This window comes from Luteimonas campi, assembly GCF_051162505.1.
Taxonomy (GTDB): domain Bacteria; phylum Pseudomonadota; class Gammaproteobacteria; order Xanthomonadales; family Xanthomonadaceae; genus Luteimonas.
This window is the reverse complement of sequence record NZ_JBNWEM010000005.1, coordinates 198,755-224,583: the sequence shown is the minus strand read 5'-3', so window position 1 is coordinate 224,583 and position 25,829 is coordinate 198,755. Positions and strand designations below refer to the sequence as shown.

At 70.6% G+C, this 25,829-nt stretch carries 27 protein-coding genes, 1 tRNA gene and 1 pseudogene; 12 read left to right on the top strand and 17 right to left on the bottom strand.

Features of this window, described 5'->3' with window-relative positions; all coding sequences use genetic code 11:
- Positions 1-12: 12 nt before the first annotated feature.
- The 7 genes and pseudogenes from pth to ACQYVW_RS15050 form a co-directional block, all read right to left on the bottom strand.
- Positions 13-594, bottom strand: a complete 582-nt coding sequence (gene pth, locus ACQYVW_RS15080; RefSeq protein WP_434932313.1) for an aminoacyl-tRNA hydrolase — start codon at positions 592-594, stop codon at positions 13-15.
- Between the two features lie 122 nt (positions 595-716).
- On the bottom strand, positions 717-1,367 hold the full coding sequence (locus ACQYVW_RS15075) for a 50S ribosomal protein L25/general stress protein Ctc (protein WP_434932312.1): 651 nt from the start codon (positions 1,365-1,367) through the stop codon (positions 717-719).
- Between the two features lie 79 nt (positions 1,368-1,446).
- Positions 1,447-2,406 (bottom strand): ribose-phosphate diphosphokinase, encoded by a 960-nt coding sequence (locus tag ACQYVW_RS15070; RefSeq protein ID WP_434932311.1) that lies wholly within the window; start codon positions 2,404-2,406, stop codon positions 1,447-1,449.
- A 122-nt stretch (positions 2,407-2,528) separates the two neighbouring features.
- Positions 2,529-2,604: transfer RNA gene (locus tag ACQYVW_RS15065), tRNA-Gln, on the bottom strand.
- Positions 2,605-2,671: 67 nt separating this feature from the next.
- Positions 2,672-3,562, bottom strand: a complete 891-nt coding sequence (ispE, locus tag ACQYVW_RS15060) for a 4-(cytidine 5'-diphospho)-2-C-methyl-D-erythritol kinase (RefSeq protein ID WP_434932310.1) — start codon at positions 3,560-3,562, stop codon at positions 2,672-2,674.
- 369 nt (positions 3,563-3,931) lie between these two features.
- Positions 3,932-4,549, bottom strand: a pseudogene (gene lolB, locus ACQYVW_RS15055) (lipoprotein insertase outer membrane protein LolB); the annotation flags it as partial.
- The gene (locus ACQYVW_RS15050; RefSeq protein WP_434947556.1) at positions 4,546-6,225 is read right to left on the bottom strand and encodes a tetratricopeptide repeat protein; all 1,680 of its coding nucleotides are present in this window, start codon (positions 6,223-6,225) and stop codon (positions 4,546-4,548) included. The pseudogene lolB and the gene ACQYVW_RS15050, both read right to left, overlap by 4 nt.
- Before the next feature lie 96 nt (positions 6,226-6,321).
- Here ACQYVW_RS15050 and hemA point away from each other — a divergent pair, with 96 nt between their 5' ends.
- The 5 genes from hemA (at position 6,322) to ACQYVW_RS15025 (ending at position 10,454) form a co-directional block, all read left to right on the top strand.
- The gene (hemA, locus tag ACQYVW_RS15045; protein ID WP_434947555.1) at positions 6,322-7,617 is read left to right on the top strand and encodes a glutamyl-tRNA reductase; all 1,296 of its coding nucleotides are present in this window, start codon (positions 6,322-6,324) and stop codon (positions 7,615-7,617) included.
- Positions 7,595-8,680, top strand: a complete 1,086-nt coding sequence (prfA, locus tag ACQYVW_RS15040; RefSeq protein WP_434947554.1) for a peptide chain release factor 1 — start codon at positions 7,595-7,597, stop codon at positions 8,678-8,680. The genes hemA and prfA overlap by 23 nt, the downstream gene beginning before the upstream one ends.
- Positions 8,681-8,683: 3 nt before the next feature.
- Positions 8,684-9,130, top strand: coding sequence for a GNAT family N-acetyltransferase (locus ACQYVW_RS15035; RefSeq protein ID WP_434936569.1), 447 nt, complete (start codon positions 8,684-8,686; stop codon positions 9,128-9,130).
- Between the two features lie 65 nt (positions 9,131-9,195).
- Positions 9,196-9,720 (top strand): molybdenum cofactor biosynthesis protein B, encoded by a 525-nt coding sequence (gene moaB / locus ACQYVW_RS15030; protein ID WP_434947553.1) that lies wholly within the window; start codon positions 9,196-9,198, stop codon positions 9,718-9,720.
- Positions 9,721-9,944: 224 nt separating this feature from the next.
- A complete protein-coding gene (locus tag ACQYVW_RS15025) occupies positions 9,945-10,454 on the top strand; it encodes a hypothetical protein (RefSeq protein ID WP_434947552.1) in 510 nt (169 codons plus the stop codon).
- 104 nt (positions 10,455-10,558) lie between these two features.
- On the opposite strand, the gene yccX is transcribed toward ACQYVW_RS15025, so the two are convergent.
- From yccX to ACQYVW_RS15010, 3 genes are read right to left on the bottom strand one after another with little or no spacing between them, the layout of a single operon-like run.
- Positions 10,559-10,831, bottom strand: coding sequence for an acylphosphatase (gene yccX / locus ACQYVW_RS15020; protein ID WP_434947550.1), 273 nt, complete (start codon positions 10,829-10,831; stop codon positions 10,559-10,561).
- Positions 10,828-11,448 (bottom strand): TlpA family protein disulfide reductase, encoded by a 621-nt coding sequence (locus ACQYVW_RS15015; protein ID WP_434947549.1) that lies wholly within the window; start codon positions 11,446-11,448, stop codon positions 10,828-10,830. The genes yccX and ACQYVW_RS15015 overlap by 4 nt, the downstream gene beginning before the upstream one ends.
- Complete coding sequence (locus ACQYVW_RS15010; RefSeq protein ID WP_434934948.1) at positions 11,445-12,719, bottom strand: YihY family inner membrane protein; 1,275 nt, start codon at positions 12,717-12,719, stop codon at positions 11,445-11,447. The genes ACQYVW_RS15015 and ACQYVW_RS15010 overlap by 4 nt, the downstream gene beginning before the upstream one ends.
- 89 nt (positions 12,720-12,808) lie before the next feature.
- Here ACQYVW_RS15010 and wrbA point away from each other — a divergent pair, with 89 nt between their 5' ends.
- From wrbA to ACQYVW_RS14995, 3 genes are all read left to right on the top strand, one after another.
- Positions 12,809-13,399 (top strand): NAD(P)H:quinone oxidoreductase, encoded by a 591-nt coding sequence (wrbA, locus tag ACQYVW_RS15005; RefSeq protein ID WP_434934950.1) that lies wholly within the window; start codon positions 12,809-12,811, stop codon positions 13,397-13,399.
- Entirely contained in the window at positions 13,399-13,743 is a 345-nt protein-coding gene (locus ACQYVW_RS15000; protein WP_434947548.1) for a DUF2069 domain-containing protein, read from the top strand. The genes wrbA and ACQYVW_RS15000 overlap by 1 nt, the downstream gene beginning before the upstream one ends.
- Before the next feature lie 82 nt (positions 13,744-13,825).
- Entirely contained in the window at positions 13,826-14,314 is a 489-nt protein-coding gene (locus ACQYVW_RS14995) for an asparaginase domain-containing protein (RefSeq protein WP_434934955.1), read from the top strand.
- Between the two features lie 10 nt (positions 14,315-14,324).
- Here the strand turns inward: ACQYVW_RS14995 and ACQYVW_RS14990 are convergent, their stop codons facing one another.
- The 4 genes from ACQYVW_RS14990 to sufT form a co-directional block, all read right to left on the bottom strand.
- A complete protein-coding gene (locus ACQYVW_RS14990) occupies positions 14,325-14,753 on the bottom strand; it encodes a hypothetical protein (protein WP_434947547.1) in 429 nt (142 codons plus the stop codon).
- Positions 14,754-14,973: 220 nt separating this feature from the next.
- Positions 14,974-17,289 carry a proprotein convertase P-domain-containing protein gene (locus ACQYVW_RS14985; protein WP_434947546.1) on the bottom strand — a complete coding sequence of 772 codons (2,316 nt, stop codon included), beginning with the start codon at positions 17,287-17,289 and terminating at the stop codon, positions 14,974-14,976.
- Between the two features lie 113 nt (positions 17,290-17,402).
- Positions 17,403-19,748, bottom strand: coding sequence for a S8 family serine peptidase (locus ACQYVW_RS14980; protein WP_434947545.1), 2,346 nt, complete (start codon positions 19,746-19,748; stop codon positions 17,403-17,405).
- Between the two features lie 254 nt (positions 19,749-20,002).
- Positions 20,003-20,554: a putative Fe-S cluster assembly protein SufT gene (sufT, locus tag ACQYVW_RS14975; protein WP_434947544.1), complete on the bottom strand. Its 552-nt coding sequence runs from the start codon at positions 20,552-20,554 to the stop codon at positions 20,003-20,005.
- A 95-nt stretch (positions 20,555-20,649) separates the two neighbouring features.
- On the opposite strand from sufT, the gene ACQYVW_RS14970 reads away from it, so the two are divergent.
- Positions 20,650-21,063: a hypothetical protein gene (locus ACQYVW_RS14970; protein WP_434947543.1), complete on the top strand. Its 414-nt coding sequence runs from the start codon at positions 20,650-20,652 to the stop codon at positions 21,061-21,063.
- Positions 21,064-21,069: 6 nt separating this feature from the next.
- Here ACQYVW_RS14970 and ACQYVW_RS14965 read toward each other — a convergent pair whose 3' ends face one another.
- On the bottom strand, positions 21,070-22,467 hold the full coding sequence (locus ACQYVW_RS14965; protein ID WP_434947542.1) for an NAD(P)(+) transhydrogenase (Re/Si-specific) subunit beta: 1,398 nt from the start codon (positions 22,465-22,467) through the stop codon (positions 21,070-21,072).
- Positions 22,464-22,763 (bottom strand): NAD(P) transhydrogenase subunit alpha part 2, encoded by a 300-nt coding sequence (locus ACQYVW_RS14960; RefSeq protein ID WP_434947541.1) that lies wholly within the window; start codon positions 22,761-22,763, stop codon positions 22,464-22,466. The genes ACQYVW_RS14965 and ACQYVW_RS14960 overlap by 4 nt, the downstream gene beginning before the upstream one ends.
- A gap of 211 nt (positions 22,764-22,974) precedes the next feature.
- On the opposite strand from ACQYVW_RS14960, the gene ACQYVW_RS14955 reads away from it, so the two are divergent.
- From ACQYVW_RS14955 to ACQYVW_RS14945, 3 genes are read left to right on the top strand one after another with little or no spacing between them, the layout of a single operon-like run.
- Positions 22,975-23,529 carry an RNA polymerase sigma factor gene (locus ACQYVW_RS14955; RefSeq protein ID WP_434947540.1) on the top strand — a complete coding sequence of 185 codons (555 nt, stop codon included), beginning with the start codon at positions 22,975-22,977 and terminating at the stop codon, positions 23,527-23,529.
- Complete coding sequence (locus ACQYVW_RS14950) at positions 23,526-23,912, top strand: hypothetical protein (protein WP_434947538.1); 387 nt, start codon at positions 23,526-23,528, stop codon at positions 23,910-23,912. The genes ACQYVW_RS14955 and ACQYVW_RS14950 overlap by 4 nt, the downstream gene beginning before the upstream one ends.
- Positions 23,913-23,915: 3 nt before the next feature.
- On the top strand, positions 23,916-24,350 hold the full coding sequence (locus tag ACQYVW_RS14945) for a DUF3106 domain-containing protein (RefSeq protein ID WP_434947537.1): 435 nt from the start codon (positions 23,916-23,918) through the stop codon (positions 24,348-24,350).
- Positions 24,351-24,685: 335 nt separating this feature from the next.
- Here ACQYVW_RS14945 and ACQYVW_RS14940 read toward each other — a convergent pair whose 3' ends face one another.
- Positions 24,686-25,780, bottom strand: a complete 1,095-nt coding sequence (locus ACQYVW_RS14940; RefSeq protein WP_434947536.1) for an NAD(P) transhydrogenase subunit alpha — start codon at positions 25,778-25,780, stop codon at positions 24,686-24,688.
- Between the last annotated feature and the right edge of the window lie 49 nt (positions 25,781-25,829).

Genomic DNA, 25,829 nt, shown 5'->3' with positions numbered 1-25,829 from the left:
AATCCCCAATCCCTAATCCCTGCTCGTATGCAGCCGCTTCATTGCCTCGTTGAAGTCGCCGGCCACCGCCAGCGGCAGTACGGCGCGCGCGTCGTCGATGGCGCGGTTGATGAGGATGTCGTCGTCACTGCCGGGCCGGCCCAGCACCCAGGACACCACGCGGTCCTTGTGGCCCGGATGGCCGATGCCGATGCGCAGCCGGTGGAAACGGCCATGCCCGAGCAGCTTGATCGTGTCGCGCAGGCCGTTCTGGCCGCCGTGGCCGCCATCGAACTTCAGCCGCGCCACGCCCGGCGGCAGGTCCAGCTCGTCGTGGGCCAGCAGCGCCTGCTCCGGCTCGATCTTCCAGTAGCGCAGGGCCGCCGCGACCGACTTGCCGCTGAGATTCATGAAGGTGGCGGGCCGCAGCAGCCAGACTGGACGCCCGCCGATGTCCACCCGCGCGGTCTCGCCGAACAGCTTGGCCTCGATGCCGAAACGCACGCCGGCGCTGTCGGCAAGCGCGTCGACGAAGCGGAACCCGGCGTTGTGCCGGGTCCGCGCATGCTCCGGCCCCGGATTGCCGAGGCCGACGATGAGTCGCAATCCTTCCATCGGGACAGCCCCGGGCCGCAAGGCGGGCTCCGAACGCAGGAACGGCGGGCGCGGAACACGCCACGCCGCCCCTGGACCGGCCCCCTCGCCTGCGGCTCGGGATGGCCTTCGCTAGGCGAAGGTCACTTGTCGTCGCCGACCTTGCTGGCCGGCACGTCGCCGCCCTCGGCCGCCTCGTCGTCGGCGGACTCCTCGCGGCCGTGCTTGGCGATCACCACGGCGTCGTCGTGGTCCTTGCCGAGCTTTAGCTGCGGGATTTCCACGCCTTCGGGCAGCTTGAGGTCGGACAGGTACACGATGTCGCCCAGCTTCAGGTCCGACAGGTCGACTTCGATCGACTCCGGCAGGTTCGACGGCAGGCACTCGACCGCGACTTCCTTGAGCTCGTGGGTCACCACCACGTCGGCGGACTTGCCGGCGGGCGAGGTGTCCTCGTTGACGAAGTGCAGCGGCACCGAGGTGCGCAGCAGCTCCTTGTCGTTCACGCGCTGGAAGTCCAGGTGCATGATCAGCTGGCGGTAGGGATGGCGCTGGATGTCGCGCAGCAGCACCTTCTGGATGTCGCCGCCCAGGCTCAGGTCGAGGATCGACGAGTAGAACCATTCGTGCTGGCTGGCCAGCCACACCGGCTCGTGGTCGAGCTGGATGCTGACCGGGGCCAGGTCGCCGCCGTAGACGACGGCCGGGATCTTGCCCGCGTGACGGAGGCGGCGGCTCGCACCCTTCCCTTCGTCTGCGCGGCGCTCGACCTTGATTTCATGAGTCGTTGCCATGTTTGCTTCTCTTCTTTGCGTAGGTAGACCGCCTCGCGGCGGTCGATAACGCTCACCCGCGACCAGGTGAGCGGCGGTGTCAGTCCAGGTAGAGCGAACTGACGGATTCTCCGAAGGCGATCCGGCGGATCGTCTCGGCCAGCATCTCGGCGACGCTGAGCTGGCGGATGCGGCTGCAGGCGCGCGCGGCATCCGACAGCGGAATGGTGTCGGTGACCACCAGCTCGTCCAGCTGCGAGCGGGTGATGTTGTCGATCGCCGCGCCCGACAGCACCGGATGGGTGCAGTAGGCCACGACCTTCTGCGCGCCATTGGCCTTGAGCGCGCCGGCGGCGGCGCAGAGCGTGCCGGCGGTATCGACGATGTCGTCGACCAGCACGCAGGTCTTGCCGTCGACGTCGCCGATGATGTTCATCACCGTCGCCACGTTGGCCTTCGGACGGCGCTTGTCGATGATCGCCAGGTCGGCATCGTCCAGGCGCTTGGCGATCGCACGGGCGCGGACCACGCCGCCGACGTCCGGCGAAACCACCACCATGTTGTCGGTACCGTGCGCCCGCCAGATGTCGGCCAGCAGCAGCGGCGAGGCATAGACGTTGTCGACCGGGATGTCGAAAAAGCCCTGGATCTGATCGGCGTGCAGATCCACCGTGAGCACGCCGTCGGCGCCCGCGGCGGTGAACATCTTGGCCGCCAGCTTGGCGGTGATCGGCACGCGCGAGGAGCGCATGCGGCGATCCTGCCTGGCGTAGCCGAAGTACGGCACCACCGCGGTCACCGACGAGGCCGAGGCGCGCTTGAGCGCGTCGATCAGCGCCAGCAGCTCCATCAGGTGCTCGGCCGAGGGCGCGCTGGTCGGCTGGATGACGAACACATCCTGCCGCCGCACGTTCTCCTCGATCTCGACCTGCGCCTCGCCGTCGGAGAACGTCGAGACCAGGGCCCTGCCCTGCCGCACCCCGAGCTCGCGGCAGACCGACTGCGCCAGCGGCCGGTTCGCGTTGCCCGAGAAGATCAGCAGGTTTCGATCTTCCTTCATTGTGCTGCTCCGCTCCGCTCTGACCGTGCGGTTGGGTGTGTAAAGCGATGGTGGACCGGGACCGGAACCTCGGCCCGGGGGCCGACCTCCTTTCGGATCATCCGTTCTCCATCACGGCAATCTGGCAGGGGCGGAAGGATTCGAACCTACGCATGCCGGGATCAAAACCCGGTGCCTTAACCACTTGGCGACGCCCCTGTTGAGACGCGATGGATGACCGGTGATTCGTGATGGCCAGCAGCCCGGCGCTCCTGGCCATCACGAATCACGACTCATCCCTCACGACTCCCCACGCTTCGAGCGCATCCAGCAGCGGTGAGCGCGCCGCACCCGCCGCCACCCACGCCCTGAGCGATGATGGCAACGCCGCCAGCGCGGCTTCGGCGGACTCGCGCGTGGCGAACTCGACGAAGCAGCCGCTGCCCGACCCGGTCAACCGCGGCGTGCCGACCCGCGCCAGCGCATCGAACACCGCCTCCACGGCGGGTTCGCGGCGGCGCAGCACCGGCTCGAACGCATTGCCGAGCCCAGCTCCCGAAACGAAGTCCGCTATTGTCGCGGGTGCGGCATTTCGCGTCAATTCAGGGGCTTGGAAAAGGGCGGCGGTCGGTACATGAACCCCAGGGTCCGTCAGCAGATACCAGGCCGGAGGCAGGTCGAGCGGAGTCAGGATCTCGCCCACCCCTTCGGCCCAGGCGTTGCGACCGCGGACGAACACGGGCACATCCGCCCCCAGTCGCAGGCCCAGCGCGGCAAGCCGGTCTTCCCCAAGATCCAGCCCCCAGAGCCGGTCCAGAGCGAGTAGCACGGTGGCGGCATCGGAGGAGCCGCCACCCATTCCGGCCCCGGACGGAATCCGCTTTTCAACCCGGATGTCGACACCTTCGGCGACTTTAGCCTCGCATGCCAGCAATTTGGCGGCGCGAACCACCAGGTCGTCCGCCTCAGCCACGCCCGGTGCCGAGGTCCCGATCCGGCGTACCTGTCCATCCGCGCGCAGCCGCAGGTGCACGGTGTCGCCCCAGGCGAGGATCCGGAACACGGTCTGCAGGTCGTGGTAGCCATCCGGCCGGCGCCGGGGAATGCGCAGGAACAGGTTGAGCTTGGCGGGCGCCGGCCATGACGACCAGCCCTCGCCCGCGGGGGGCCTCGCCATGCCTCAGTCCGCCGCGTCGACGCCGGAGGCGGTGGGTCGCGACCGCAGCCAGGCGGCCAGCGCACGGTTGTAGGTCTCGGCGTAGGCCTGGGCCTGCCGCTTGAGCGCCAGGTGCCGCTCGCCGAGGATCGCATCGCCGCTGCCGTCGATGACGCGCAGGTCCTCCGCCCGTCCGGCCACGGCCCCGCCCTCCGGGCCATAGCCCGGTGCCAGGCAGGCAAAACCGCAGACCGCGACCGGGCGCAGGTCTCCTGCCGAGGTGCGTTCGCGCATGTCTGCGGCAGGATCCTGCAGGCGCAAGGACTGCAGCGTCCGCGCCAGCGCCGCGTCGGGCGCCTCGTCCTCAGCCGCGGTCGCGGGCGCCGCCCCGGGCACCACCGTCCAGCTGTCGACCAGCAACCGCACCCGGGCCTCTCCGCGCGCGGCCTCGATCCGGCGAGGCAGCGCGGGCTGGCCGATACCGGCCTCGTACCAGTCGCGGTATTCGATGCGCCAGCCCGCCTGGTCGATGCGCGCGGGAAGTCCATTGGCGCCGGCACTGAGCTGGGCCGGGCCATGCCTGTCTTCCGCCGCCGCGACCGCACGCACCCAGTCCACCATCGCCCGCACGGGCACGTCCCAGCCGGTGGCGGCATACAGCAGTTGTTCGACATCGGCGCTTTCGCGCGGGCCGCCCTCGACCCCGTCGAGTCGCGCCGAGCCGGCATCGCCGCTCAGGCGCCAGCCCTGCCGGGTGATGGGGGCCGCGAGGGTGATGTCGTAGCGGTCTGCGCGCTGGGTCCAGTCGATCCGGCCGCTGCCGCCCTGGCGAGTACCCGAGATCGCGACCCGCCCGGACAGGCTCCAGTCGGCCAGTGCAGCGCGCTGCGCCGCGGCCTGCCGCGCCTGCTCCGGATCCACCGGCGGCGTGCGGACCGGCTGCGATACGCAGGCGGAGAGCGACAGCGCCGCGAGCGCGGCCAGCAGCGGAATGCGCATACGGCTCATGCCCCGGTCTTCTCCAGCGCGCGCCGCAGCGAGCGGTTGTCCGGATCGAGCCGCCGCGCGTCGTCGAAATAGCGGCGCGCCTCATCGCGCCGGTCCAGCATCCACAGGACCTCGGCGATATGCGCGGCGATCTCGGCGTCCTTCTGCAGGGTGTAGGCACGGCGCAGTTCCACCAGCGCCTCGTCCAGGCGGCCCAGCCGGTACAGCACCCAGCCGTAGCTGTCGATGATCGCGGCGTTGCCCGGCTCCGCCACCCGCGCACGGTCGATCAGCTCGAGCGCCTCGTCATAGCGGTCGGTGCGGTCGGCCAGGGTGTAACCCAGGGCGTTGAGCGCGGCCACGTTTTCCGGCTCGGCCACCAGGATGCGGCGCAGGTCCGCCTCGGCGCGGGCGATATCGTCGCGCCGCTCCCACATCAGGGCGCGCGCGTAGAGCAGCGAGGGTTCGTCGGGCCAGTCGCCGAGGCCGCGGGCGTAGGCATCGTTTTCCGCGTCCAGATCTCCATCCTTGACCCGCAGCTCGCCTTCGAGCAGGTACGCGGCGCGACGCGCGCTCTCGTCGATCGAACCGTCCACCTGCAGCCGCTGCAGCGCGGCATACGCCTCTTCGCCGCGCCCCAGTTCGTGCAGCACGTTGGCCGCGCGCAGCCGGGCCTGCAGGCGCGCCTCGCCACCGGGCACGCCGTGGTACCAGTCCAGCGCCTCGGCGTGGCGATCGAGGAATTCGGCCACCTGGCCCAGCAGCAGGCGTTGCTGCGGCTCGGGATCGGCCGCGCCGCGGCGCAGCTCGTCGTACAGCGCGGCCAGCGACACCTTGTCTTCCGCGCGCGCCAGCAGCGAGGCGCGCAGGGCGTAGCTGCGACGGTCCTGCGGGCCCTGGGCGAGCACCCGCTCGGCAGCGACCAGGTCGCCCAGCGCGTCGTACTCGGCGGCCATGGCCAGGCGCAGTTCGGGAGCGCCGGCGGCGGCATCGCCCACGCCCGCCAGCGCCTCGCGGGCACCGGCGAGGTCGCCCGCCTCGCGCAGCAGCGAGGCCCTCAGCAGCCCGATGCGGGGTTCGCCAGGGAACCGCTCGACGATGCGTTCGACCACCAGGCGGGCGAGTTCCGCCTGCTCCAGCCGCTGGGCGAGGTCGCCGAAGGCCAACCAGGCCATCAATTCGTCGGGCACCGCTCCGGCCTCGAGCAGGCGCCGCATGATCCGGCCGGACACCTGCGGATCGCGTGGCCCGGTAGCGATCACCGACAGCGCGTGGCGCCAGCCGGACCGATCGGGCTCGGCGATCAGCCGCTTCAATCCGCGCAGGGCGGCCCGCTCCCGGCCCTGGCGTAGGGCCAGGGTGGCCTCGGCCGCACGCATGGCCATCGAATCGGGCGCGCGCGCGCTCCACAGCGCCAGGGCGCGTGCCGCCAGATCGTCGTCCTGGCCCAGCAGGGCGATGCGGGTGGCCCGCTCGGCCAGGCCGGCCTCGTCGTCCCCGGCGGCGCGGGCGGCGTCCAGGTACCAGGCCGCGGCCTCGTCCAGCCGGCCCGCCTGCAGCGCGAATTCGCCGGCCATGGTGGCGCCCAGCACGTCCTCGCGCAGCGGGTCGGCGCTCGCGGCAAGCGCGCCGGCCGACATGGCCAGCAGCAGGCAGGACAGCGCGATCCGGCGGACTGGGTTCGGAAAAGCGGGCATCGACGTCGGCCGGGCCTTAAAATGGTGTCCTGACGACCCGGAAGCTTATCGCAACCGCCTGAACGGCAATCGCCGGCGGGCAGCCAGCCAACGCGCATGACCCTGTACGCCCTCGGCATCAACCACCAGACCGCCCCGGTCGCCCTGCGCGAACGCGTGGCCTTCTCCGACAGCACGGTTCCCGCCGCGCTGGACGAGCTGCGTGCGCTGCCCGGCGTGCGCGAGGTGGCGCTGCTGTCCACCTGCAACCGCACCGAGCTGTACGCCGCGGCCGAGGACGATGCGGTGCTGGCCGACTGGCTGGCGGCGCAGCCGGGCGCGGGCGAGGCCGGGCAGGATCCGGCGCAGGGGCTGCATGCCTATCTGTACCGCCACGCCGGCGACGCCGCGGCGCGGCACCTGTTCCGGGTGGCCTGCGGGCTGGATTCGATGGTGCTGGGCGAACCGCAGATCCTGGGCCAGGTGAAACAGGCCTGGTCGATGGCGCGTGGCGCCGGCGCCCTGGGCAGCGAACTCGACCGCCTGTTCCAGCACGCCTTCGTGACCGCCAAGCGCGCGCGCACCGAGACCCGGATCGGTTCGAGTCCCGTCTCGGTGGCGTCGCTGGCCGTGCGCCTGGCGCAGGAGTCGTTCGCCAGGCCGGATGACTCGGTCGCGCTGCTGATCGGCGCCGGCGAAACCATCGAGCTCACCGCGCGCCATCTTTCCCAGGCACGGGTGAAGCGCCTGCTGATCGCCAACCGCACCTACCGCCACGCGCAGGAACTGGCCGAGCGGCATGGCGCGGTGGCCTTGCCGCTGGACGAACTGGAGCGCCACCTGTTCCTGGCCGACGTGGTGTTCTCGGCCACCGCCAGCCAGACGCCGATCCTGACCCGGAGCCAGGTCGCCCAGGCGCTGGCCCTGCGCAAGCGCCGGCCGATGCTGCTGATGGACCTGGCGGTGCCCCGCGATATCGAGCCGGAAGTGGCCGACCTGGAAGACGCCTTCCTCTATACCGTCGACGACCTGGACCGGGTGGTCGAACAGAACCGCCGCAGCCGCGGCGACGCCGCGCAGCAGGCCGAGACCATCGTCGACCTGCAGGTCGGGCGCTACGCGCAGGCGCAGGCGCTCGGCGCGCGCAACGAGCAGCTCAAGCGCCTGCGTGCCCACGGCGAGGCCACGCGCGCCGAACTGGTGGCGCGCGCGCGCCAGCAGCTCGCTTCCGGGCAGGACGCCGGCGCGGTGGTCGACCAGCTGGCCCACGCCCTGACCAACCGGCTGCTGCACGTGCCCACCGCGGTGCTGCGCGACGCGGCCGCGCGCGGCAACCTCGACCTGCTGCGCAGCTTCGAACCCCTGCTGCCCGCTTCCACGCCCGACGACGATGCTGCCGACCCTGCGCCGTAAGCTGGAGGCGCTGGCAGAACGCCGCGACGAACTGGAACGCCTGCTCGCCGACCCGGCGGTGGCCGGCGACCAGGCGCGCTTCCGCGTCCTGTCGCGCGAGTTCTCCCAGCTCGAACCACTGGCCGCGGCCCTGGCCGACGAGCGCCGCGCGCGCGAAGACCTGGCCGCCGCCGAGGCGATGCGCGGCGACCTGGAATTGCGCGACCTGGCCGAAGAGGAGATCGCCGCCGCGCAGGCGCGCCTGGCCGAGCTCGACGACACCCTGATGGCGCTGCTGGTGCCGCGCGACGCGCGCGACGATGGCGGCCTGTACCTCGAGATCCGCGCCGGCACCGGCGGCGACGAGGCGGCGATCTTCGCAGGCGACCTGCTGCGCATGTACACCCGCTACGCCGAACGGCAGGGCTGGCGGGTGGAGGTGGAATCGGCCAGCGCGGGCGAGCACGGCGGTTTCCGCGAAGTGATCGCCCGCGTCGATGGCGAAGGCGCCTACGCCCGGCTGAAGTTCGAGTCCGGCACCCACCGCGTGCAGCGCGTGCCGGAAACCGAATCCCAAGGCCGTATCCACACCTCGGCCGCGACCGTGGCGATCATTCCCGTGGAGGAAGACGGCGAGCCGATCGAGATCAACCCGGCCGAGCTGCGCGTCGACACGTTCCGCTCCTCCGGCGCCGGCGGCCAGCACGTGAACAAGACCGACTCCGCGATCCGCATCACCCACCTGCCCAGCGGCATCGTGGTCGAGTCGCAGACCGAGCGCAGCCAGCACGCCAACCGCGACAAGGCGATGAAGCGCCTGCGCGCCACGCTCGCCGAGGCCGAGGCCGAACGCCGCGCCGCCGCCACCGCCGCCAGCCGCAAGCTGCAGGTGGGCAGCGGCGACCGCAGCCAGCGCATCCGCACCTACAACTACCCGCAGGGCCGCATCACCGACCACCGCGTCGAGGGGCTGACCCTGTACGACCTGCCCAATGTGCTGGAAGGCAATATCGACGCCCTGGTCGACCGCCTCTCGCGCGAACACCAGGCCGACGAACTTTCGCGGCTGACCCAGGGACACTGATCGATGGACACCACCGTCACCCACGCCCAGCCCGCCGATCTCGACGCACTCGCCGCGCTGTTCGATGCCTACCGGCAGTTCTACGGCCAGGCGTCGGACGTCGCCGCAGCGCGCGACTGGCTGCGCAACCGCCTGCGTTTCGGCGAATCCAGGGTGCTGCTGGCGCGCCGCGGCCGCGATGCGGTCGGTTTCGCCCAGCTCTATCCGATGTACTCGTCGGTGCGGATGGCCCGCATCTGGATCCTCAACGACCTGTTCGTGCTGCCGGCCACGCGCCGGCAGGGCATCGCACGCAGCCTGCTCGACGCGGCCGCCGGATTCGCGCGTGAGGACGGCGCGGCCGCGATCCAGCTCGAGACCATGCGCGACAACGCGGCCGCCCGCGCCACCTACCGGGCCGCCGGCTGGCAGGAGGACGCGACCCAGTGGTACTCGCTGTCGCTGCGGTGAGCGGTGCACGCGGTGTCGCCGGGAGTCCCGATCCGGTTTGCTCCGGTGTGCGGTAGGCTGCCGGCATGACCGCTACCCAGGACAGGATCCCGCTCGCGCTGTGCGTGCTGACGGTATCCGATTCGCGCACGCTGGCCGAGGACGGGTCCGGCGAGTATCTGGCCACCGCCCTGCAGGCCGAGGGCCACCGCCTGGTCGAGCGCGCGCTCCTGCCGGACGATCGCTACGCCATGCGCGCCCTGGTGTCGAAATGGATTGCCGATCCCGACGTGGACGGCATCCTGGTCACCGGCGGCACCGGCTTCACCGGCCGCGACTCGACGCCCGAGGCGCTGCTGCCGCTGCTGGACAAGCAGATGCCCGGCTTCGGCGAACTGTTCCGCGCGATCTCGTTCGAGAAGATCGGCACCTCCTCGCTGCAGTCGCGCGCGTTCGCAGGCCTCGCCAACGCGACCTTCCTGTTCGCCCTGCCCGGCTCCACCTCGGCTTGCCGCACGGCCTGGGAGCGGATCATCCGCACCCAGCTCGACTCGCGCACCCGCCCCTGCAATCTCGCGACCATCCGGCCGCGCCTTTCGGAGCCGGCCTGAACGGTGCCGGCCCGCCGTACCGCGCCTGTCGCCTGCCGGCGGCCGTCACCCGGTGCCGCTGACCCGCTGACGCGGGACGCGGGCCTGGTCGGCGTCACGCGCGGAGGGCGCGACGCGCGGCCCGGATCCGGGGTCGACTGATGCGCGCAGGACGCCGCGCCGATGCCGGGCTTGCCGCGACCATCTGCCGGTGGCGACCGCTTGCACGACCCTGCGCTCCGCTTGTGCTCCGCCGCCGTGCCGACCCGGCCGGCCTGCTCGCCCGCTACCGGCGCCATCCAGACACCGACCTGCGCCGCCCACTCGCCGCCCTGACGCTGTTGCTGGCCCTGCATGGACACGCCCAGGACCTTCCCGAGGCTGGCGACGGGCAGGCGGCGCACCCGCCCGCGACCGAGATGGCGCCGGTGCGTGTGATCGGGCACCGACCCGATCCGTTCGGCTTTCGCAATCCGGTGGAGACGGACTCCACCGTGTTCGATCGTGCCTGGGACGAGCCGCCGGGCCTGGAAGAGATCGGCATGCGTGGCGGAATCGTGCAGATGGGGATCAACAAGGGCCTGGAACTGGCCGCGAAGGGCATCCGCTCCCTGCCCAACTGGCAGAACCAGGTGATCGGCGCCGAGGCGCGGCCCCCGCCGCTGGACGAAGCGCAGCTCGAACGCGCGATGCGGCTGCACGAGGGCGGCCGCCCTGCCGCGGCCAGCAGCCCGCCCTCCGACACGCCCAGGTGACCCGGCCCGGGCCTCGCCAGAGGTCGGCGACGCGTCCTGCCCGGTGGACGCCGGAGACCCGCCCTGCGCAGGCCGCGGGGCGGCACCGGCGCCAGGGCACGCGTTCAGAGCACGTGGAAGCCAGTGTCTGGCGCGGGGCCGGCATGGACGAACCGCTGCACGTGGTCCACCCGCGCTGTAGGCGGGCCGTCCTCGAGCCACTGCGCCAGGGCCTCGATCGCCTGCGTCTCGCCCGCCGCGAGGACCTCGACGCAGCCGTCGTCCAGGTTGCGCGCGTATCCGGCCAGGCCGAGGCGCAGTGCCTGTTCGCGGGTCGAGGCACGGAAATAGACGCCCTGCACCTGCCCGCTGACCAGGAAGCGAACCGCGCTGCTCACGCCTGCGTGGGCTCTGCCGCCGGCGGCGCGTCGAGCTTCGGACCGCCGCTCCCCTCGATCGCGGTTTCGATTTCCTTCGCCGTGACCGGGCCGAGGAACTGGCGTGCCACCTTGCCATCCGGGCCGATCAGATAAGTCATCGGCAGCCCGCGCGGCGTCTCGAAGTCCGCCGGCGGGTCGTACACATCGATGATCGCGATCGGATAGGCCACCGGGTGCTCGGCGAGGAACGACTGCATGGCCGGGACATCGATCTCCTCGTAGGCCAGGCCGACCACGCTGATGTGTTCGCGCATGGTGTGCAGCGCAGACAGCTCGGGCATCTCCTTCAGGCAGGGCGAGCACCAGGTGGCCCAGAAGTTGACGACCACCCACTGGCCCCGCAGTTCCGCCAGGTCGTACTGGCTGCCGTCGAGCGTGGTGACCTTGAGGGTGGGTTCGTCCGGCCGCTCGGGCTCGGCCGCCTGCACCGGGTTGGCAGGCGCTGCATCGGGCGCTGCCGGTGCATCCGGGCCTTCGGCCGGCTCGGCGGCGGCGCCGGCCGGCGCGTCCGATGCCTGGCGGCAGCCGGCCAGGAGCAGTGCGAATAGGACGGTGGCGACGGCGGCGCGGTTCATGCGGAGGTCCCTGCGGTTGGATAGAGGTGGGAGACGTTGCGCTTGAGGAGGTCGCGCAGCGGCAGGCGGAGTTCGTCCAGTGCGGCGATCGCCGCCGCACCGAGCGGATCGTCCCTGCAAGGCAGCCAGGCTTCGGACACCGGCACGCGCAGCTGGCAGGCCTCGTAGAGGTCGGCCAGCGACAGGGTGTCGAGGTCGCGGGCGAGCAGCCATTCGCCGGTTTCAGCGCGCTGCAGCAGCTGGATCTCGCCGAGCTGGCAGAGGAACTGCTGCAGCTGGCTGTCGGTGAGCATCGGCTCGAGCTCGAGCATCTGCGCGGTGTGCAGGCCGCGGCCGGAGCGCCGCGCCTCGGCGAAGCGGCCGAGCAGGCGCAGCAGGCCATACATCTCGTACCCCTCGGGCAGGCGCATCGCGGCCGGCTGGTAGCGGAAGGCCGAGATCGCCGAGGCGAAGGAGGCGCCCAGCAGCACCGCCACCCAGCCCAGGTAGATCCAGATCATCAGGATCGGCAGCGCCGCCAGCGCGCCATACAGGCGCTGGTAGGTCGTGAACATGCCCAGGTAGACGCCCAGCCCCCACTTCACCAGCTCCAGCAGCACCGTTGCGAGCAGCGCCCCGGCGAAGGCGTGACGCAGCGCCACCGAGCGGTGCGGCACCACCCGGTACAGCGCCGTGACCAGCAGCAGCTCGATCGTGAACGGGGCCAGGCGCAGGGCGACGCCCGACAGCACCTGGCCTTCGCTGGTGCTGAACACCGGCAGCGCGAACAGCCAGGCGGACATCGCCAGCGACGCGGCGGCCAGCAGCGCGCCCAGGGTGAGCACCGTCCAGTACACCAGGAACCGGCCCAGCTGCGGCCGCGACGAAGGTACGCGCCAGATCTGGTTGAAGGTGGCCTCGACGCTGTTGAGGGTGATCAGCAGCGATGCGATCAGGCCGACCGCGCCGGCCACGGTGAGCGTGGTGGCGTCGCCCACCAGTCGCAGCAGCGTCTCCTTGACCGTGCTGGCGGCGCTGGGCACGAAGTTGGAGAAGATGTATTCGGTCAGCTGGTCGCGCCACTCGCCGAACATGGGGAAGGCGGACAGCACGCCCAGCACCACGATCGCCAGCGGCACCAGGGCGAAGATGGTGGTGTACGCCAGCGCGGCCGAGGCCTGGAACAGGCGGTCGTCGAGGAAGCGACGCGCCAGGAAACGGGCGAACGTGCCGACGCGCTCGCGGTCACGCACCCGGTCCATCCAATGTTCGAGCGTTGCCAGCGGCTGCATCGGCGCAGCGTAGCAAAGCCGCGCGTCCTGCCGGTGAGCCGCACGGCAAAGCCTGTCAGAATTGGCGGCCTGTTTTCGCGGAGCCGCGCATGCCCGACATCCTGGTGCTCTACTACAGCCGCAACGGCTCGGTCGCGCAGCTGGCCAGGCAGGTGGCGCGCGGCGTCGGCGAGGTGCCCGGCATGAGCGCACGCCTGCGCACCGTGCCGCCTGTGGCCGCGGTCACGCGCACTGCCGAGCCGCCGGTGCCCGACAGCGGCGCGCCCTACGTGGATGCGGCCGACCTGGAGGAGTGCGCCGGCCTGCTGCTTGGAAGCCCTACCCGTTTCGGCAACATGGCCGCGCCGCTCAAGCATTTCCTCGATGGACTGGGGGCGCAGTGGGCCAGCGGCACCCTGGTGGGCAAGCCGGCCGGCGTATTCACGTCCACCGCCTCCATGCACGGCGGCCAGGAATCGACCCTGCTGACGATGCTGCTGCCGCTGCTGCACCACGGCTGCGTGATCGCGGGGATTCCCTTCACCGAGCAGGCGCTGAGCAGCACCCGCAGCGGCGGCACGCCCTACGGCGCCAGCCATGTGGCCGGTCAGTCCGACGATCCGGCATTGACCGACGAGGAGGCGGTGCTGGCGCGCGCCCTGGGCCGGCGCGTGGCCACGCTTGCCGGGAAGCTCGCCTGATGGTGGCCCGCGCCCGCAACCCGCGACGCATGCTCGCAGCGACCCTGCTGGCGCAGGTGGCGCTGTACGTCGCATGGTTCCATGACGACCGCCACCTGCTGGCCGCCATGCTGGTATTCGTGCTGCCGCCGGCGCTGCTGCTCGTCGCCACCCTGGCGGGCAGTACCCGCGCCGCGTTCTGGGCCGGAGTGCTGGGCCTGTTCCTGTTCTGCCACGGGGTGATGACCGCATGGGCCGAACCTGGGCAGCGCTGGTTCGCGCTGGGCGCCACCGTCCTGTCCGTGCTCGCGGTCTTCGCCTCGAGCTGGGACGGGCTGCGCGCGCGCTTCGGCCCGCGACGCTGACGCCCGGCGGGCAGCTGCCGCGGTCCGCGTTGTCCGACAATCAATTCAAGCGCTTGCGCGCGTCGCAGGCAGGAGCTGTGCAATGGAAGAGCTGCTGATCGTCACCACCGGTGGCACGATCGACAAGATCTACTTCGACGACAAATCCGACTACCAGGTTGGCGATCCGCAGATCGGACGCATCCTCGAGGAGCTCGGGGTGGCGTTCCGTTTCCGCGTGATCCCCATCCTGCGCAAGGACTCGCTGCACATCAGCGACGAGGATCGCGAACTGGTGCGCGCCACCATCGCCGCGCAGCCGGCGCGCCACGTGCTGCTGACCCACGGCACCGACTCGATGGTCGAGACCGCGCGCGTGCTGGCTTCGATCCCGGACAAGACGATCGTGCTCACGGGCGCGCTCAATCCCGCCCGCTTCCGTGGCTCGGATGCCGAGTTCAACATCGGTACCGCGGTAGGCGCGGTCCAGTGCCTGCCGCCGGGCGCCTACATCGCCATGAACGGCCGCATCTGGGATCCCGCGAAGGTCCGCAAGAACGTGCTCGCCAACCGCTTCGAGGCCGCCGGCTGAGCGGCGGGCGTCAGTCGCCGTCGCGCAGCGGCATGCGTGGCTGCGGCCAGATGCCCATCATCCGGTCGACCTCGATGTACTCCACGTCCGGGTCGCGGCTGAAGGCCGTCATCAGCGCCATGGCCGACGCGCGGTCGAGCGGCCGGTCCAGGGTGAACACATCCGCGCCGACCGCCAGGCGCCGCTGCCAGTGTGGCACCGGGGCCGGACTCAGCGACGCCGCCATGGCGCTCTGCTGGAGGCGCGCTGGTACCCGCTCGCGATCCTGCGCCGGAACGCTGCCATCGCGATAGCGCACGATGAAACGCTGGAACGGGCCGTCGCCCTGCAGTTCGAACGGTGCCATGGCCTGCTCTCCCGTCGCCGTCGCACATGCTGCCATCAGCAGTCCCGGCAGCAGGACCGCCAGGGCCAGTTGGCGTCGCAGCGCATTCGTCATCGTCTCCGTCCTTTTGCGATCCGCCGAAGGGGCGGATCGTGGGCAACGCCGGGTTTGCGCCAGGTGAACGGCCGCCGTCAGTCGCTCTCGCTATGTGCGCCGCGCAGCTTGCGGATCCACGGCATGCCGCGGTCGCGACCGGCGACCCGAAAGAAAGACCCCGGCCAGGGCCGGGGTCCGGATCGCGGATGGGCTCCGCCACGCGGAGCCCTCGCCCGCATCAGAAGGTGATGCTCCACTGGTTCAAGGTGCCGGTGTCGGCGCCGGCGTTGTCCGACACGTGCAGGCGCCAAGAGCCGTTCTTGGGCTCGCTCGACAGGTCGACCGTATAGGTCGCCACGATGTTGTCGGCGCTGCCACCGGTGCGGTTGTGCAGCACGTAGGCCGTGCCATCCGGCGCACGCAGGGTGACGATCAGATCGCCGATCCAGGTGTGGGTGATGTTGACCGACACCTCGGTCTCCGAGGAGGCATTGCCGGTGGCGCCGGACACGGTGATCGGGCTCTCCACGCCCGCACTGCTGTTGTCGGGGATCGGATATGCGGTGGTGTTGCTGTAGGTCTCGCTCAACCCGTGCGCGGCCCCCAGGCGCACGCCCGAGTACGCGCTCTCTCCGCGCACCAGCACGTAGTACACGCCGGGCTCCGGATCGGCGATGACGATGGCCTCGTTGTTGCCCGGACGGGTGGAACGCCAGTCATAGGCGCTGGTGGTGGGCACGTCTTCATGGCTCACGTACAGCGAAACGTTGCCGCTGCCGCTGTAGGTGCGGAAGCTGAGCGGACCGGTCCCGTTCTCCGGAACTTCCAGGCGGTACAGCGTGTCGCTGCCGGCGGCCCCCGAGATGGTGCTCACCTCGCCATTGACCAGTTCGATCGCATCCGGGATCGCCTCCACGTCCACGGTCGCGGTGTGCGTATCGGTGTTGCCGTCGGCGTCGGTCACCGTCAGCGTGACCGTGTAGCTGCCATCGGCGGCGTAGGTGTGGACCGGATTCTCCTCGGTCGAACTGTTGCCGTCGCCGAAGTCCCAGGCATGGGTCAGGTCGGCGCCGTCGTCGGTGGAGGTATTGCTGAAGGTGACCGTCAGCTCCTCCGCCGTCCAGGTGAAGCCGGCGACAGGCAGGGTCGGGTCGGTGGGCGTGGAATCGAGACCGTCGATGAACTCGGCGCCGGTGCCCGCGGGATCCAGCCAGTTGCTCAGGCGCGAAGCGTCGGTCCCGCCGCCGGTCCACGACACGAACACGCGGCCGTAGTAGTCGCTGTGGTCGGCGCCGCTGGTCGCGCACGAGGCCAGGCCACCGTGCAGCTGCCCGATCACGCGACCGTCGGGGCTGTACAGCGGCGAGCCCGAAGAACCGCCCTCGGTCGTGCCGGGCTGGTCCCAGAACACGTGCAGGTGGCTGGTGCCGGTGGCGAAATAGCCACTGATCTCCAGGGGATTGGAGGAATGGGTGATGCGCTTCTCGGCCACGCGCGGGTGGTGGATGCCGGTCGCGCCCGGGAAGGTCGTGTCGCGGCGGTCCCAGCCGGCCCAGTAGAGGTTGAACTCCTCGTTCGCCGGCGCATCCAGTTCAAGCAGGGTGAAGTCGGATGCGGCGTAGCTGGCCAGCGGGGTCGCGCCGGTCTGGTTCTGCGCCAGGCTGCCATCGCCGTTCTGCCCGCTCTCGGCGCTGCCCGGCGTACGGCAGAACGAGTTCTGGTAGTTCCAGTACACGACGATGCTCGCCGCCGCTTCCGGCGTGCCCATGCTGCAGTGGTTGGCGGTGAGGAAGTACATGCTCTGGTCGTTGGCCGTGTTGTTGACCAGCGAACCGGAGCAATAGAACGTGCCGAATCGCGAATAGGCGCCGACCGAGCGGATCTGGTCGCGCCAGCCGTCGCCGGCCGGGCACGCCACGTCGATGTTGCAGCTGCCCGACACGCCCTGCGGCTGCACCAGCCCGCTGCGCGCCAGACGGTCGAAGCCGACGTAGTCATGGTTGACGCTGGTCAGGCGCAGCCGCAGTTCGCCCGCGCGCGCCTTGGGCACGGCCACCTCGATGACGGCATGGTCGCCCGGCACCACCGGCGTCCACAACCGACCATGCGTCTTGTTGTCGGCGCTGGTGAAGGCGCGGATCAGGTCCGGGCTGGCATTGCTGCGCAGGCCGGCCGGATAGATCAGCATGTGCCCGCCTTCGGGCATGTGGTATTCGCTGAAGCCGAAGTTGAGCGTCAGCGCATCCCTGGACTGCACGCGCAGCCGCCAGACGAGCATGTCGCCGGCCTCGTCCCAGTCGCCTGCCGTGGCGGGCGTGATGTCGACCGCGAGCGGGGCGGCGAACCGCACCGGGGCATTGGCGAGCTTGGCCGAGCGCCGGGCATCCTCCGCACGGAGACGCGCGACGTCCACGCCGGGCAGGCTCTTCACCTCGACGGTGTGCTCCGCGGGCAGCCTGTGATTGAACGCTGCTGGCCGCGCATCGCTGGTGGCGGCCTGCGCCGCCCCCGCTGCCAGTAGTCCCGCGATGATCCAACCGGTGAACCGTTTCATTCCTTCGACTCCTCTTGCGGTGGGCTTCGCCCCGATAAGGAAAGACGGCACGCCGGTTGCCCGGCGTGCCGCCCCTTGTCACCCTGCCTTGCGGTGGTTGCTGCGCGGGCGCATCAGAATGTGATGCTCCAGCTGTTGATGTAGCCGGTGTCGCCGGCCGCGTTGTCGTTGACCCGCAGCCGCCAGTTGCCGTTGAGAGGCTCGCTGGAGAGATTGAGCGTGTAGGTACCGATGATGTTGTCGGCACTGCCGCCGCTGCGGTTGTGCAGCACGTAGACGCTGCCGTCCGGCGCCACCAGGTCGACCTTGAGATCCCCGCGATAGGTGTGGCGGATATCCACCGCGACCGGCGTGCTGGCCGGCGCGTTGCCGCTGCGGCCGGAGACGCTGATCGGGCTTTCGACCGTAGCATTGCTGTTGATCGCGTAATCGGTGCCGTTGCTGTAGGTCTGGCTGCCGCCGCCTCCGCCGGCGCTGTAGCTGCCCACCAGGCTCACGCCGGAGAACGCGCTGTAGGCGCGCAGCGACACATGCCAGGTGCCGGCCTGCGGCGATGCGAACGTGCAGGTCTCGGTATTGCCGGTGCGGTAGGGACGGCAGTCGTAGGCGCTGGTCGTGGGCTGGCTGCCGTAGCGCACATGCAGGTCGGCGTCGCCACTGCCGCCGGAAGCGCTGATATTGAGGTTGGACGCGCCCGCCGGCACGACCATCGTGTAGTGCACCCAGTTGCCGCTGCTGGCAGACAGGCCCGTGACCGGCACGCCGTTCTGCAGCACGCTGCCGCCGCCACCACCGCCGCTTACCGTGACCGACTGGGTGCGCGTGTTGCTGGCACCGTCGTCGTCGGTGACGGTCAGCGACACACTGTAGGTGCCTGCCGCGGCATAGGTCTTGGACGGGTTGGCGGCGGTCGAGGTGGTGCCGTCGCCGAAGTTCCAGCTGCGCGAGGCGATGGAGCCGTCGCTGTCGGTGGAGGTGTCGGTGAACTGCACGGTCAGCCCGTTGACCGTCGATGTAAAGGAGGCGGCCGGCGCGGCATTGCCGGGCGTGCCGCCCATCACCGCGGTCACCGCGGCATTGGCGTCGATGATGCCCGCGCCGATCGGCTGGCTAGGCGTGGACGGGAATGCGCGCGCCGTCTGCTTGATGATCGTTTCGATCTCGGCCGGAGTCTTCGGCGAGGACGCCGCCGCCTGCATCAGCGCCACCACGCCGGCCACGTGCGGCGCCGCCATCGACGTGCCGCTGTTGTTGGCATAGGCGGGGCTGGAGCCGGAGCGATAGGTCGACAGGATGTTGGTGCCCGGCGCGGCGATATCGATCAGGTTGCCGTAGTTGGACGCCTGCCCGCCGGTCCAGATCGAGCGCGCGCCGTTCTGGTCGTTGGCGGCCACCGAGATGATGCTGTTGCAGTTCGCCGGCGATGCGCCCGACACGTTGACGTTGCTGTTGCCGGCGGCGATCACCACCGTGCTGCCGCGCGAGATCGCACTGTTAATCGCGTTCTGGTAGGTGGCGCTGCACGAGCCGCTGCCGCCGAGGCTCAGGTTGATCACCTCGGCCGGGTTGGCGTTGGCCGGCACGCCCGAAACGCTGCCGCCCGAAGCCCAGACGATCGCATCGACGATGTCGGAGGTGCTGCCGTAACCGTTGTTGCCCAGCACCCGCAGGTGCAGCAGCCTGGCGTCGGGCGCGGTCCCGGCGACGCCGGTGTTGTTGTTGGTGACCGCGGCCACCGTGCCGGCCACGTGGGTGCCGTGCAGCACGCCCGAGGCGTCGGTGGGGTCTGGATCGCGGCCGTTGCCGTCGCCGGAGCCTGCATTGCCGGTGCTGGTGGAGCTGACGAAGTCGTAGCCCCCGACCGAGTTCGCGTCGAGATCGGGATGGGCGATGATGCCGCTGTCGACGATCGCCACCACCACCCCGGCGCCGGTGGATTCGTCCCAGGCCGCAGGTGCGCGGATGCCGCCGGCGCTGCTGTGGAAGCCCCACTGCTCGGCGTAGCGCGGATCGTTGGGCGTCATCAGCGCGCGCATCAGCTGGTCGACCTCGACGTACTCGACGTTGGGGTCCGCCGCCAGCTGGCGCATCAGCGTCTCGGCGTCGGCGCGGTCGAGCTTGCGGTTGACGCGGATCACGTCGGCACCCACCGACAGGCGCCGCTCGTGCGCGACGCGCAGCGCACCGGCACGCACGCCCTGGCGTTGCAGGGTGGACGAGACCGCCGCGAGCGAGGCGGCCGCGTCATCGAGTCCACGCGCGCGCAGCGCGGCATCGGCGTGCTCGGGCGCGCCGTCGCGGTACTTGACGATGAACTGGTCGAACGCGGTGTCCGATTGGAGCCCTTCGAGGTTGGCCTGCCCGGCCGACGCCGGCGCGACCACGAGGACGGACAGGGCGACCGCGGTCGCCGCGGCAAGCGCGTGCAGGCGGATGGGACGCCTGGGAGAGTGCTTCATCTGGATGACCCCCGGAAAAGGAGCAAGCCGCCTCGGCGGCGAAATGCCGGCGGGCACGGGACCAGGCAGATGGACGAATCGTGGAACATCCCTGTGTCCTCGCGTCAGTCGGACGTGTGCGAACTGACAAAATCGTCCGCAAACTGACGCTACACGACAGCTGAATGGTGCCGCAACGGGATGACGAGAATCAGTTGCATGTGAAATCGCGACTCCCGTCACGAATCCAGCATGTCGAGCGCTGTCTGCGCCCCTCAGAGCATGCCCGTTTCCAGCCTAGCGGCCTCGGACATCATCGACCGGTTCCACGGCGGATCGAATACCAGCTCGACGTCCGCCTCCTCCACCGTCGGAATCAGCTCCAGCTTGCTGCGCACGTCCTCGACCAGGATGTCGCCCATGCCGCAGCCGGGGGCGGTCAGGGTCATCTTCACCTCCACCGCACGTCCGCCGGCTTCCAGCGCGCGCACGTCGGCCTCATAGACCAGGCCGAGGTCGACCACGTTGATCGGGATCTCGGGGTCGAAGCAGGTCCGCAGCTGCTTCCACACCAGCTGCTCCACGGCGGCATCGTCCGCGCCTTCCGGGAGTTCCAGCGGTTCCGGCGGCTCCTTGCCGATGGCGTCGGCGTCCTTGCCGGCGATCCGGAACAGGTTGCCTTCTACGAACACGGTCCAGCTTCCGCCCAGCGCCTGGGTGATGTAGCCGACGCTGCCGGCAGGCAGGGTGACCTGTTCGCCCTGCGGGACGAGGACGGCATCGGAGTCGCGCTCGAAGCGCACCGGTTCGCTGCTGCGGGAATACATGCGGGGAAGATGGGGCCGCCGGCCCGAGGTGCAATGCGCCATTGTACCGTCGTGCGCCCGGTATCCTGTGCGACCTTCCGCAACGCAGCCTTCCGATGCCGCCAGCGCGCCGCCCCGTCTCACCGATCTTCGCCGCGGCATTGCTGGGGCTGGCCAGCCTGGGCGTGGCCGCCGTCTGGGTGATGCTGTCGATGCGCCTGGACCGGCAGTGCAGCTGGATGGCGGTGGTCGCGGCGCTGGACGCCGCACTGGTGGTGCGGCTGTTGCGCATGCGCCCGGGCGCGGTGCGCGCCGTGTGCGGCGTGCTGGCCACGCTGCTGGCGATCCTCGCCGCCAACTGGGCGATCGTGGCCACCTGGCTGGGCAGGCACATGGGCCTGCTGCCGTGGGAATCCCTGGTCAAGCTGGGACCCGAACTGGGCGCCCTGCTGGTGCGCCTGTTCAACAGCCCGGCCGACCTGGCCTGGATGGCGGTCGCGCTGGTCGCCGCGGTGCTGGCGTCGCGCTGACGGCGGTCAGTGGCCGCCGTCGAGCGCCTTGAGTTCGCTCACCAGAGCGCTGGCCATCTCCGCCCCGTCGCCGTAAAGCATGCGGGTGTTGTCGGCGTAGAACAGCGCGTTCTCGATACCGGCAAAACCCGTACCCTTGCCACGCTTGATGACGATGGTGTTCTTCGACTCCACCACGTCGAGGATCGGCATGCCGTAGATCGGGCTGGCGGGGTCGGTCTTGGCGACGGGGTTGACCACGTCGTTGGCGCCGATCACCAGCGAGACATCGGTATTGGCGAACTCCGGGTTGATGTCGTCCATGTCGGCGATGAGGTCGTAGGGCACCCCGGCCTCGGCCAGCAGCACGTTCATGTGCCCGGGCATGCGCCCGGCGACCGGGTGGATGGCGAACTTCACCTTGACCCCGCGCTCGACCAGGCGCTGGGTGAGCTCCCAGATCTTGTGCTGCGCCTGCGCCACGGCCATGCCGTAGCCGGGCACGATCACCACGCGCTCGGCGTAGGCCATCATCGCCGCCACGTCGCCGGCCTCGATCGGCTTCTGCGCGCCCTCGATCGCCTGCGCCTCGCCACCACCGCCGAAGTTGGAGAACAGCACGCTCTTGATCGAGCGGTTCATCGCCTTGGCCATCAGGCGCGTCAGCAGGATGCCGGCCGCGCCGACCATCATGCCGGCGATGATCAGCGCCTCGTTGCCCAGCACATAGCCCTCGAAGGCCACCGCCAGGCCGGTCAGCGCGTTGTACAGCGAGATCACCACCGGCATGTCCGCGCCGCCGATCGGCAGCGTCATCAGCACGCCCAGCGCCAGCGCCGCGACGAAGAAGGCGACGATCCAGGGCACGCCCAGCGACCAGATCACCAGCCCGCCCAGCACCACCGTGCCCAGCGCCACCAGCGCATTGAACGCCTGCATCCCGGGGAAGGCGTAGCGCTTGTCCATGCGACCGTCGAGCTTGGCCCAGGCGATCACCGAACCCGACAGCGCCACCGAACCGATCAGTGCGCCCAGCACCGCCAGCACCAGCGGCACCGGCCCGCTCGCCTGGCCCAGCGCGGACCAGCGCAGCAGTTCGACCGCGCCGATCGCCGCCGCCGAACCGCCGCCCAGGCCGTTGTACAGGGCCACCATCTGCGGCATGTCGGTGATCGCCACGCGCCTGCCCGACACCCAGGCCAGCGCGGTGCCGATCGCCACCGCCGCCAGGATCAGGGGAATGTTGTGCAGATCGGGCAGGAAGAAGGTCGCGACGGTGGCGATCACCATGCCCAGGCCCGCCCAGCGGATGCCGCTGCGGGCCGTCATCGGCGAGGCCATGCGCTGCAGCCCCAGCAGGAACAGGGTCGCGGCCACCAGATAGCTGGCCTTCACCACGAACTGGAGGATCTCCGCGCCGCTCATGCCTTCGACCCCGGCGTCTTCGAGGACTTGAACATCTCCAGCATGCGTTCGGTGACCACGTAGCCGCCGGCCGCGTTGCCCGCGCCCATCAGCACCGCGAAGAACCCGATCGCCTTCTCAAGCGTGGTGTCGGCGTGGCCCAGGACCACCATCGCGCCGATCAGCACGATGCCGTGGATGAAGTTGCTGCCCGACATCAGCGGCGTGTGCAGGATCACCGGCACCCGCGAGATGATCACGTGCCCGGCGATCGCCGCCAGCATGAAGATGTACAAGGCCACGAACCCGTCGCTCATCCCCTTCCCCAAGGCCGCTGCAAGAGGCCCGCATCATAACCGCGGCTGAACCCGGCGGGTGCCGGTCAACCTCCCCGCTGTCCGCGCGTTGTCAGTCCCCGACCCCACGGGAATTCCGGTGCGACCGGCGATGGATGGCGGCTACGACATGAGTCCTGCAGGGCGCGGTACAACGGCGCGCGCGGACGCGGCACCGGTTAGGCTGGCTGGCGTGGACAGCCCCGCCTTCACAGCGCCCGTTTCCGCAGCGGCGCCCGCCGCCAGCCTGGAGCAATTCCTGGCAGGCGTCTCGGCCCGCGCCTTCCGCTTCGCCGAGCTCGGCCTGCGCCATCGCGAGGATGCGCTGGACGCGGTGCAGGATGCGATGGCGAAGATGCTGGGCTACCGCGACCGCAGCCCGGAAGAATGGACCCCGCTGTTCTGGTCGGTGCTGCGCAGCCGGATCATCGACCTGCAGCGCCGGCGCAGCTTCCGCCTGAAATGGATGAGCGATGCGCGCGACCCCGACGGCGAAGAGATCGACTGGTCCGACGAATCCACGCCGGACCCGTCCCGGGCTCACGACAGCCGCGAGGCCTGGGGCCGGCTGGCCGCCGCGCTGCGCGGCCTGCCCACGCGCCAGCGCGAGGCCTTCAGCCTGCGGGTGCTGGAGGAACTGGACGTCGGGGCCACCGCAAAAGTCATGGGCTGCAGCGAGGGATCGGTGAAGACCCACCTGTTCCGCGCCCGCGAGGCCCTGCAGAAACAACTGGAGGATTTCCGATGAACCGTTCCGACCCGGGCCAGGCAGGCTTCGACCAGGCTGCCCGCGCCGCGCATTCCAACGCGCTGGCGCACGTGTCCGCCAGCACCATGGCGCAGCTGCATCGCCGTCGGCATGCCGCGCTGTCCACGGTGCCCGCCCGCGGCCTGAAATGGCGTCTGCCGGCCGCGGCATTCGCCTCGGTGCTGGTGGTCGCCGTCGGGCTGGGCGTTGGCCTGAACTGGTCCGGCGACACGCCGCAGGCGCCGGCGGTGCCGACACCGGCACTCGCTGCCGCGCCAGTTGCCGAGCCGGGGATCGAGGCGGTGCTCGACGATCTGGACCAGGCCCCCGACTTCTACGTCTGGCTCGCCTCGGGCGATGCCGACCTGATCGCGATGGAGTGAACCATGTCGCCACGCCGCTTCCTGCCTGTCCTCGTCCTGCTCATGGCCCCGCTTGCGGCCAGCGCAGCACCCGCCACCACCACCGCACTTCCGGCCTGGGACCAGCTCACCGCCGAGCAGCGCGAACTGTTGCTGGCGCCGGTGCGCGAGCGCTGGAACCGCAGCGAGCCGGCCAAGCGCGCGCACATGCTCGAGCATGCGCGCCGCTGGCAGACCATGACGCCGGAGCAGCGCGAACACGCGCGCCATGGCATGAAGCGCTGGCGCGACCTGCCGCCGGAGAAACGCCACCAGGCGCGCGCGCTGTTCGAATACACCCGCGGCCTGCCGGAGGCCGAGCGCAAGGCGATGATCCAGCGCTGGAAGGCGATGACGCCCGAACAGCGCAAGGCCTGGGTGGACGCGAATCCGCCGCAGTCGCCGGAGCGGTCCAACTAGGCCGCAGGCCGGTCCCGCCTCGCGGCGCATCCGTTCGCCGTTGCGGCAGGCCGGCGCGCGATCTTCAGCCGCGGATCGGCCGGCCGCCGCGACGCGCGCCGGATCGTCACGCCGATGGCCGCCTGCTCCCGCGCGCGGTCACCCGGACCGGGCCAAGGGCAATCGTCTCCCTGCGGACCCGGATCCAGCCGGCCAATCCGGAGCAGTCGGGTCTCCCTGCGCAGGGAGACCACGTCATGCGGCAAGTCCCGCGGGTCCAGCCTGGCCGGTAGCGTCATCGCCGGCAGCAGGGAACCAGTGACACCGGCTAAAGGACGTGCGACCCGGGAGACCCCTCAGCCTGGCGGCGCCCGCTCCGGCCACACCGTCCTGGACAGCAGTTCGTCGTCCCAGTCGAACGTGAGCGCGCCGTCCCGCAGCAGCAGCGACACGAAGTTGTAGACGTTGCGCGCAAACATCTCGCTGGCGTGCAGTGCGCCCTGGCTCGCCAGGTCGAGCGGACCGGCAATGGTGACGCCGCCGCTCTCGATGGTTTCCCCTCGACGGGTCAGTTCGCAGTTGCCGCCCGTCTCGGCCGCCAGGTCCACCAGCACGCTGCCGGGCTTCATACCGGCCACCATCGCCGCGGTCACGATCCTGGGCGCGGGGCGCCCGGGCACGGCCGCGGTACAGACGATCACGTCGATTCCGCGGAGGTGCTCGGCCAGGCGCTGCTGCTGCAGCGCGCGCTCATCGTCGGTGAGCTGGCGCGCGTAGCCTCCCTCGCCTGCCGCGCTCACGCCGAGGTCGAGAAAGCGCCCGCCCAGCGATTCGATCTGCTCGCGCGTCTCGGGTCGCACGTCGAAGCACTCGACCTGCGCGCCCAGGCGCTTGGCCGTCGCCACCGCCTGCAGGCCGGCCACGCCGGCGCCGATGACCAGCACCTTCGAGGGCCGGATCGTGCCGGCGGCGGTGGTGAGCATGGGGAAGTAGCGCGGCGCCAGCTGGGCCGCGATCAGCACCGCCTTGTATCCGGCGATGCCGGCCTGCGAACTGAGGATGTCCATGGCCTGGGCGCGCGTGGTACGCGGCAGGCGCTCCAGCGGGAAGGCGAATACGCCGGCACTGCGGATGGCCTCGGCGCGGGCGTCGTCGGCCTGCGGATGCAGGGCGCCGACCAGCACCGCGCCGGGCTTCATGCGCGCGATGGCGGCGGGCGGCGGCGACTGCACGCACAGCACGATGTCGGCGCCATCCAGGACGTCCCCGTCGACCAGCGTCGCGCCGGCATCGGCATACGCCTGATCGGGGAAGTGGGCGAGCGCGCCCAGGCCCTGCTCCACGCGCAGCGTGGCGCCGGCCGAGGTCAACTTCTTCGCCGTTTCCGGGGTCAGCGCCACGCGCCGCTCGCCCGGCGCGCGCTCGCGCGCGACCGCAATGATCACTGTCATGCATCCACCCCCGCGAAAGTCGCGCCATCCTAGCGAATCGCCCGCGCAG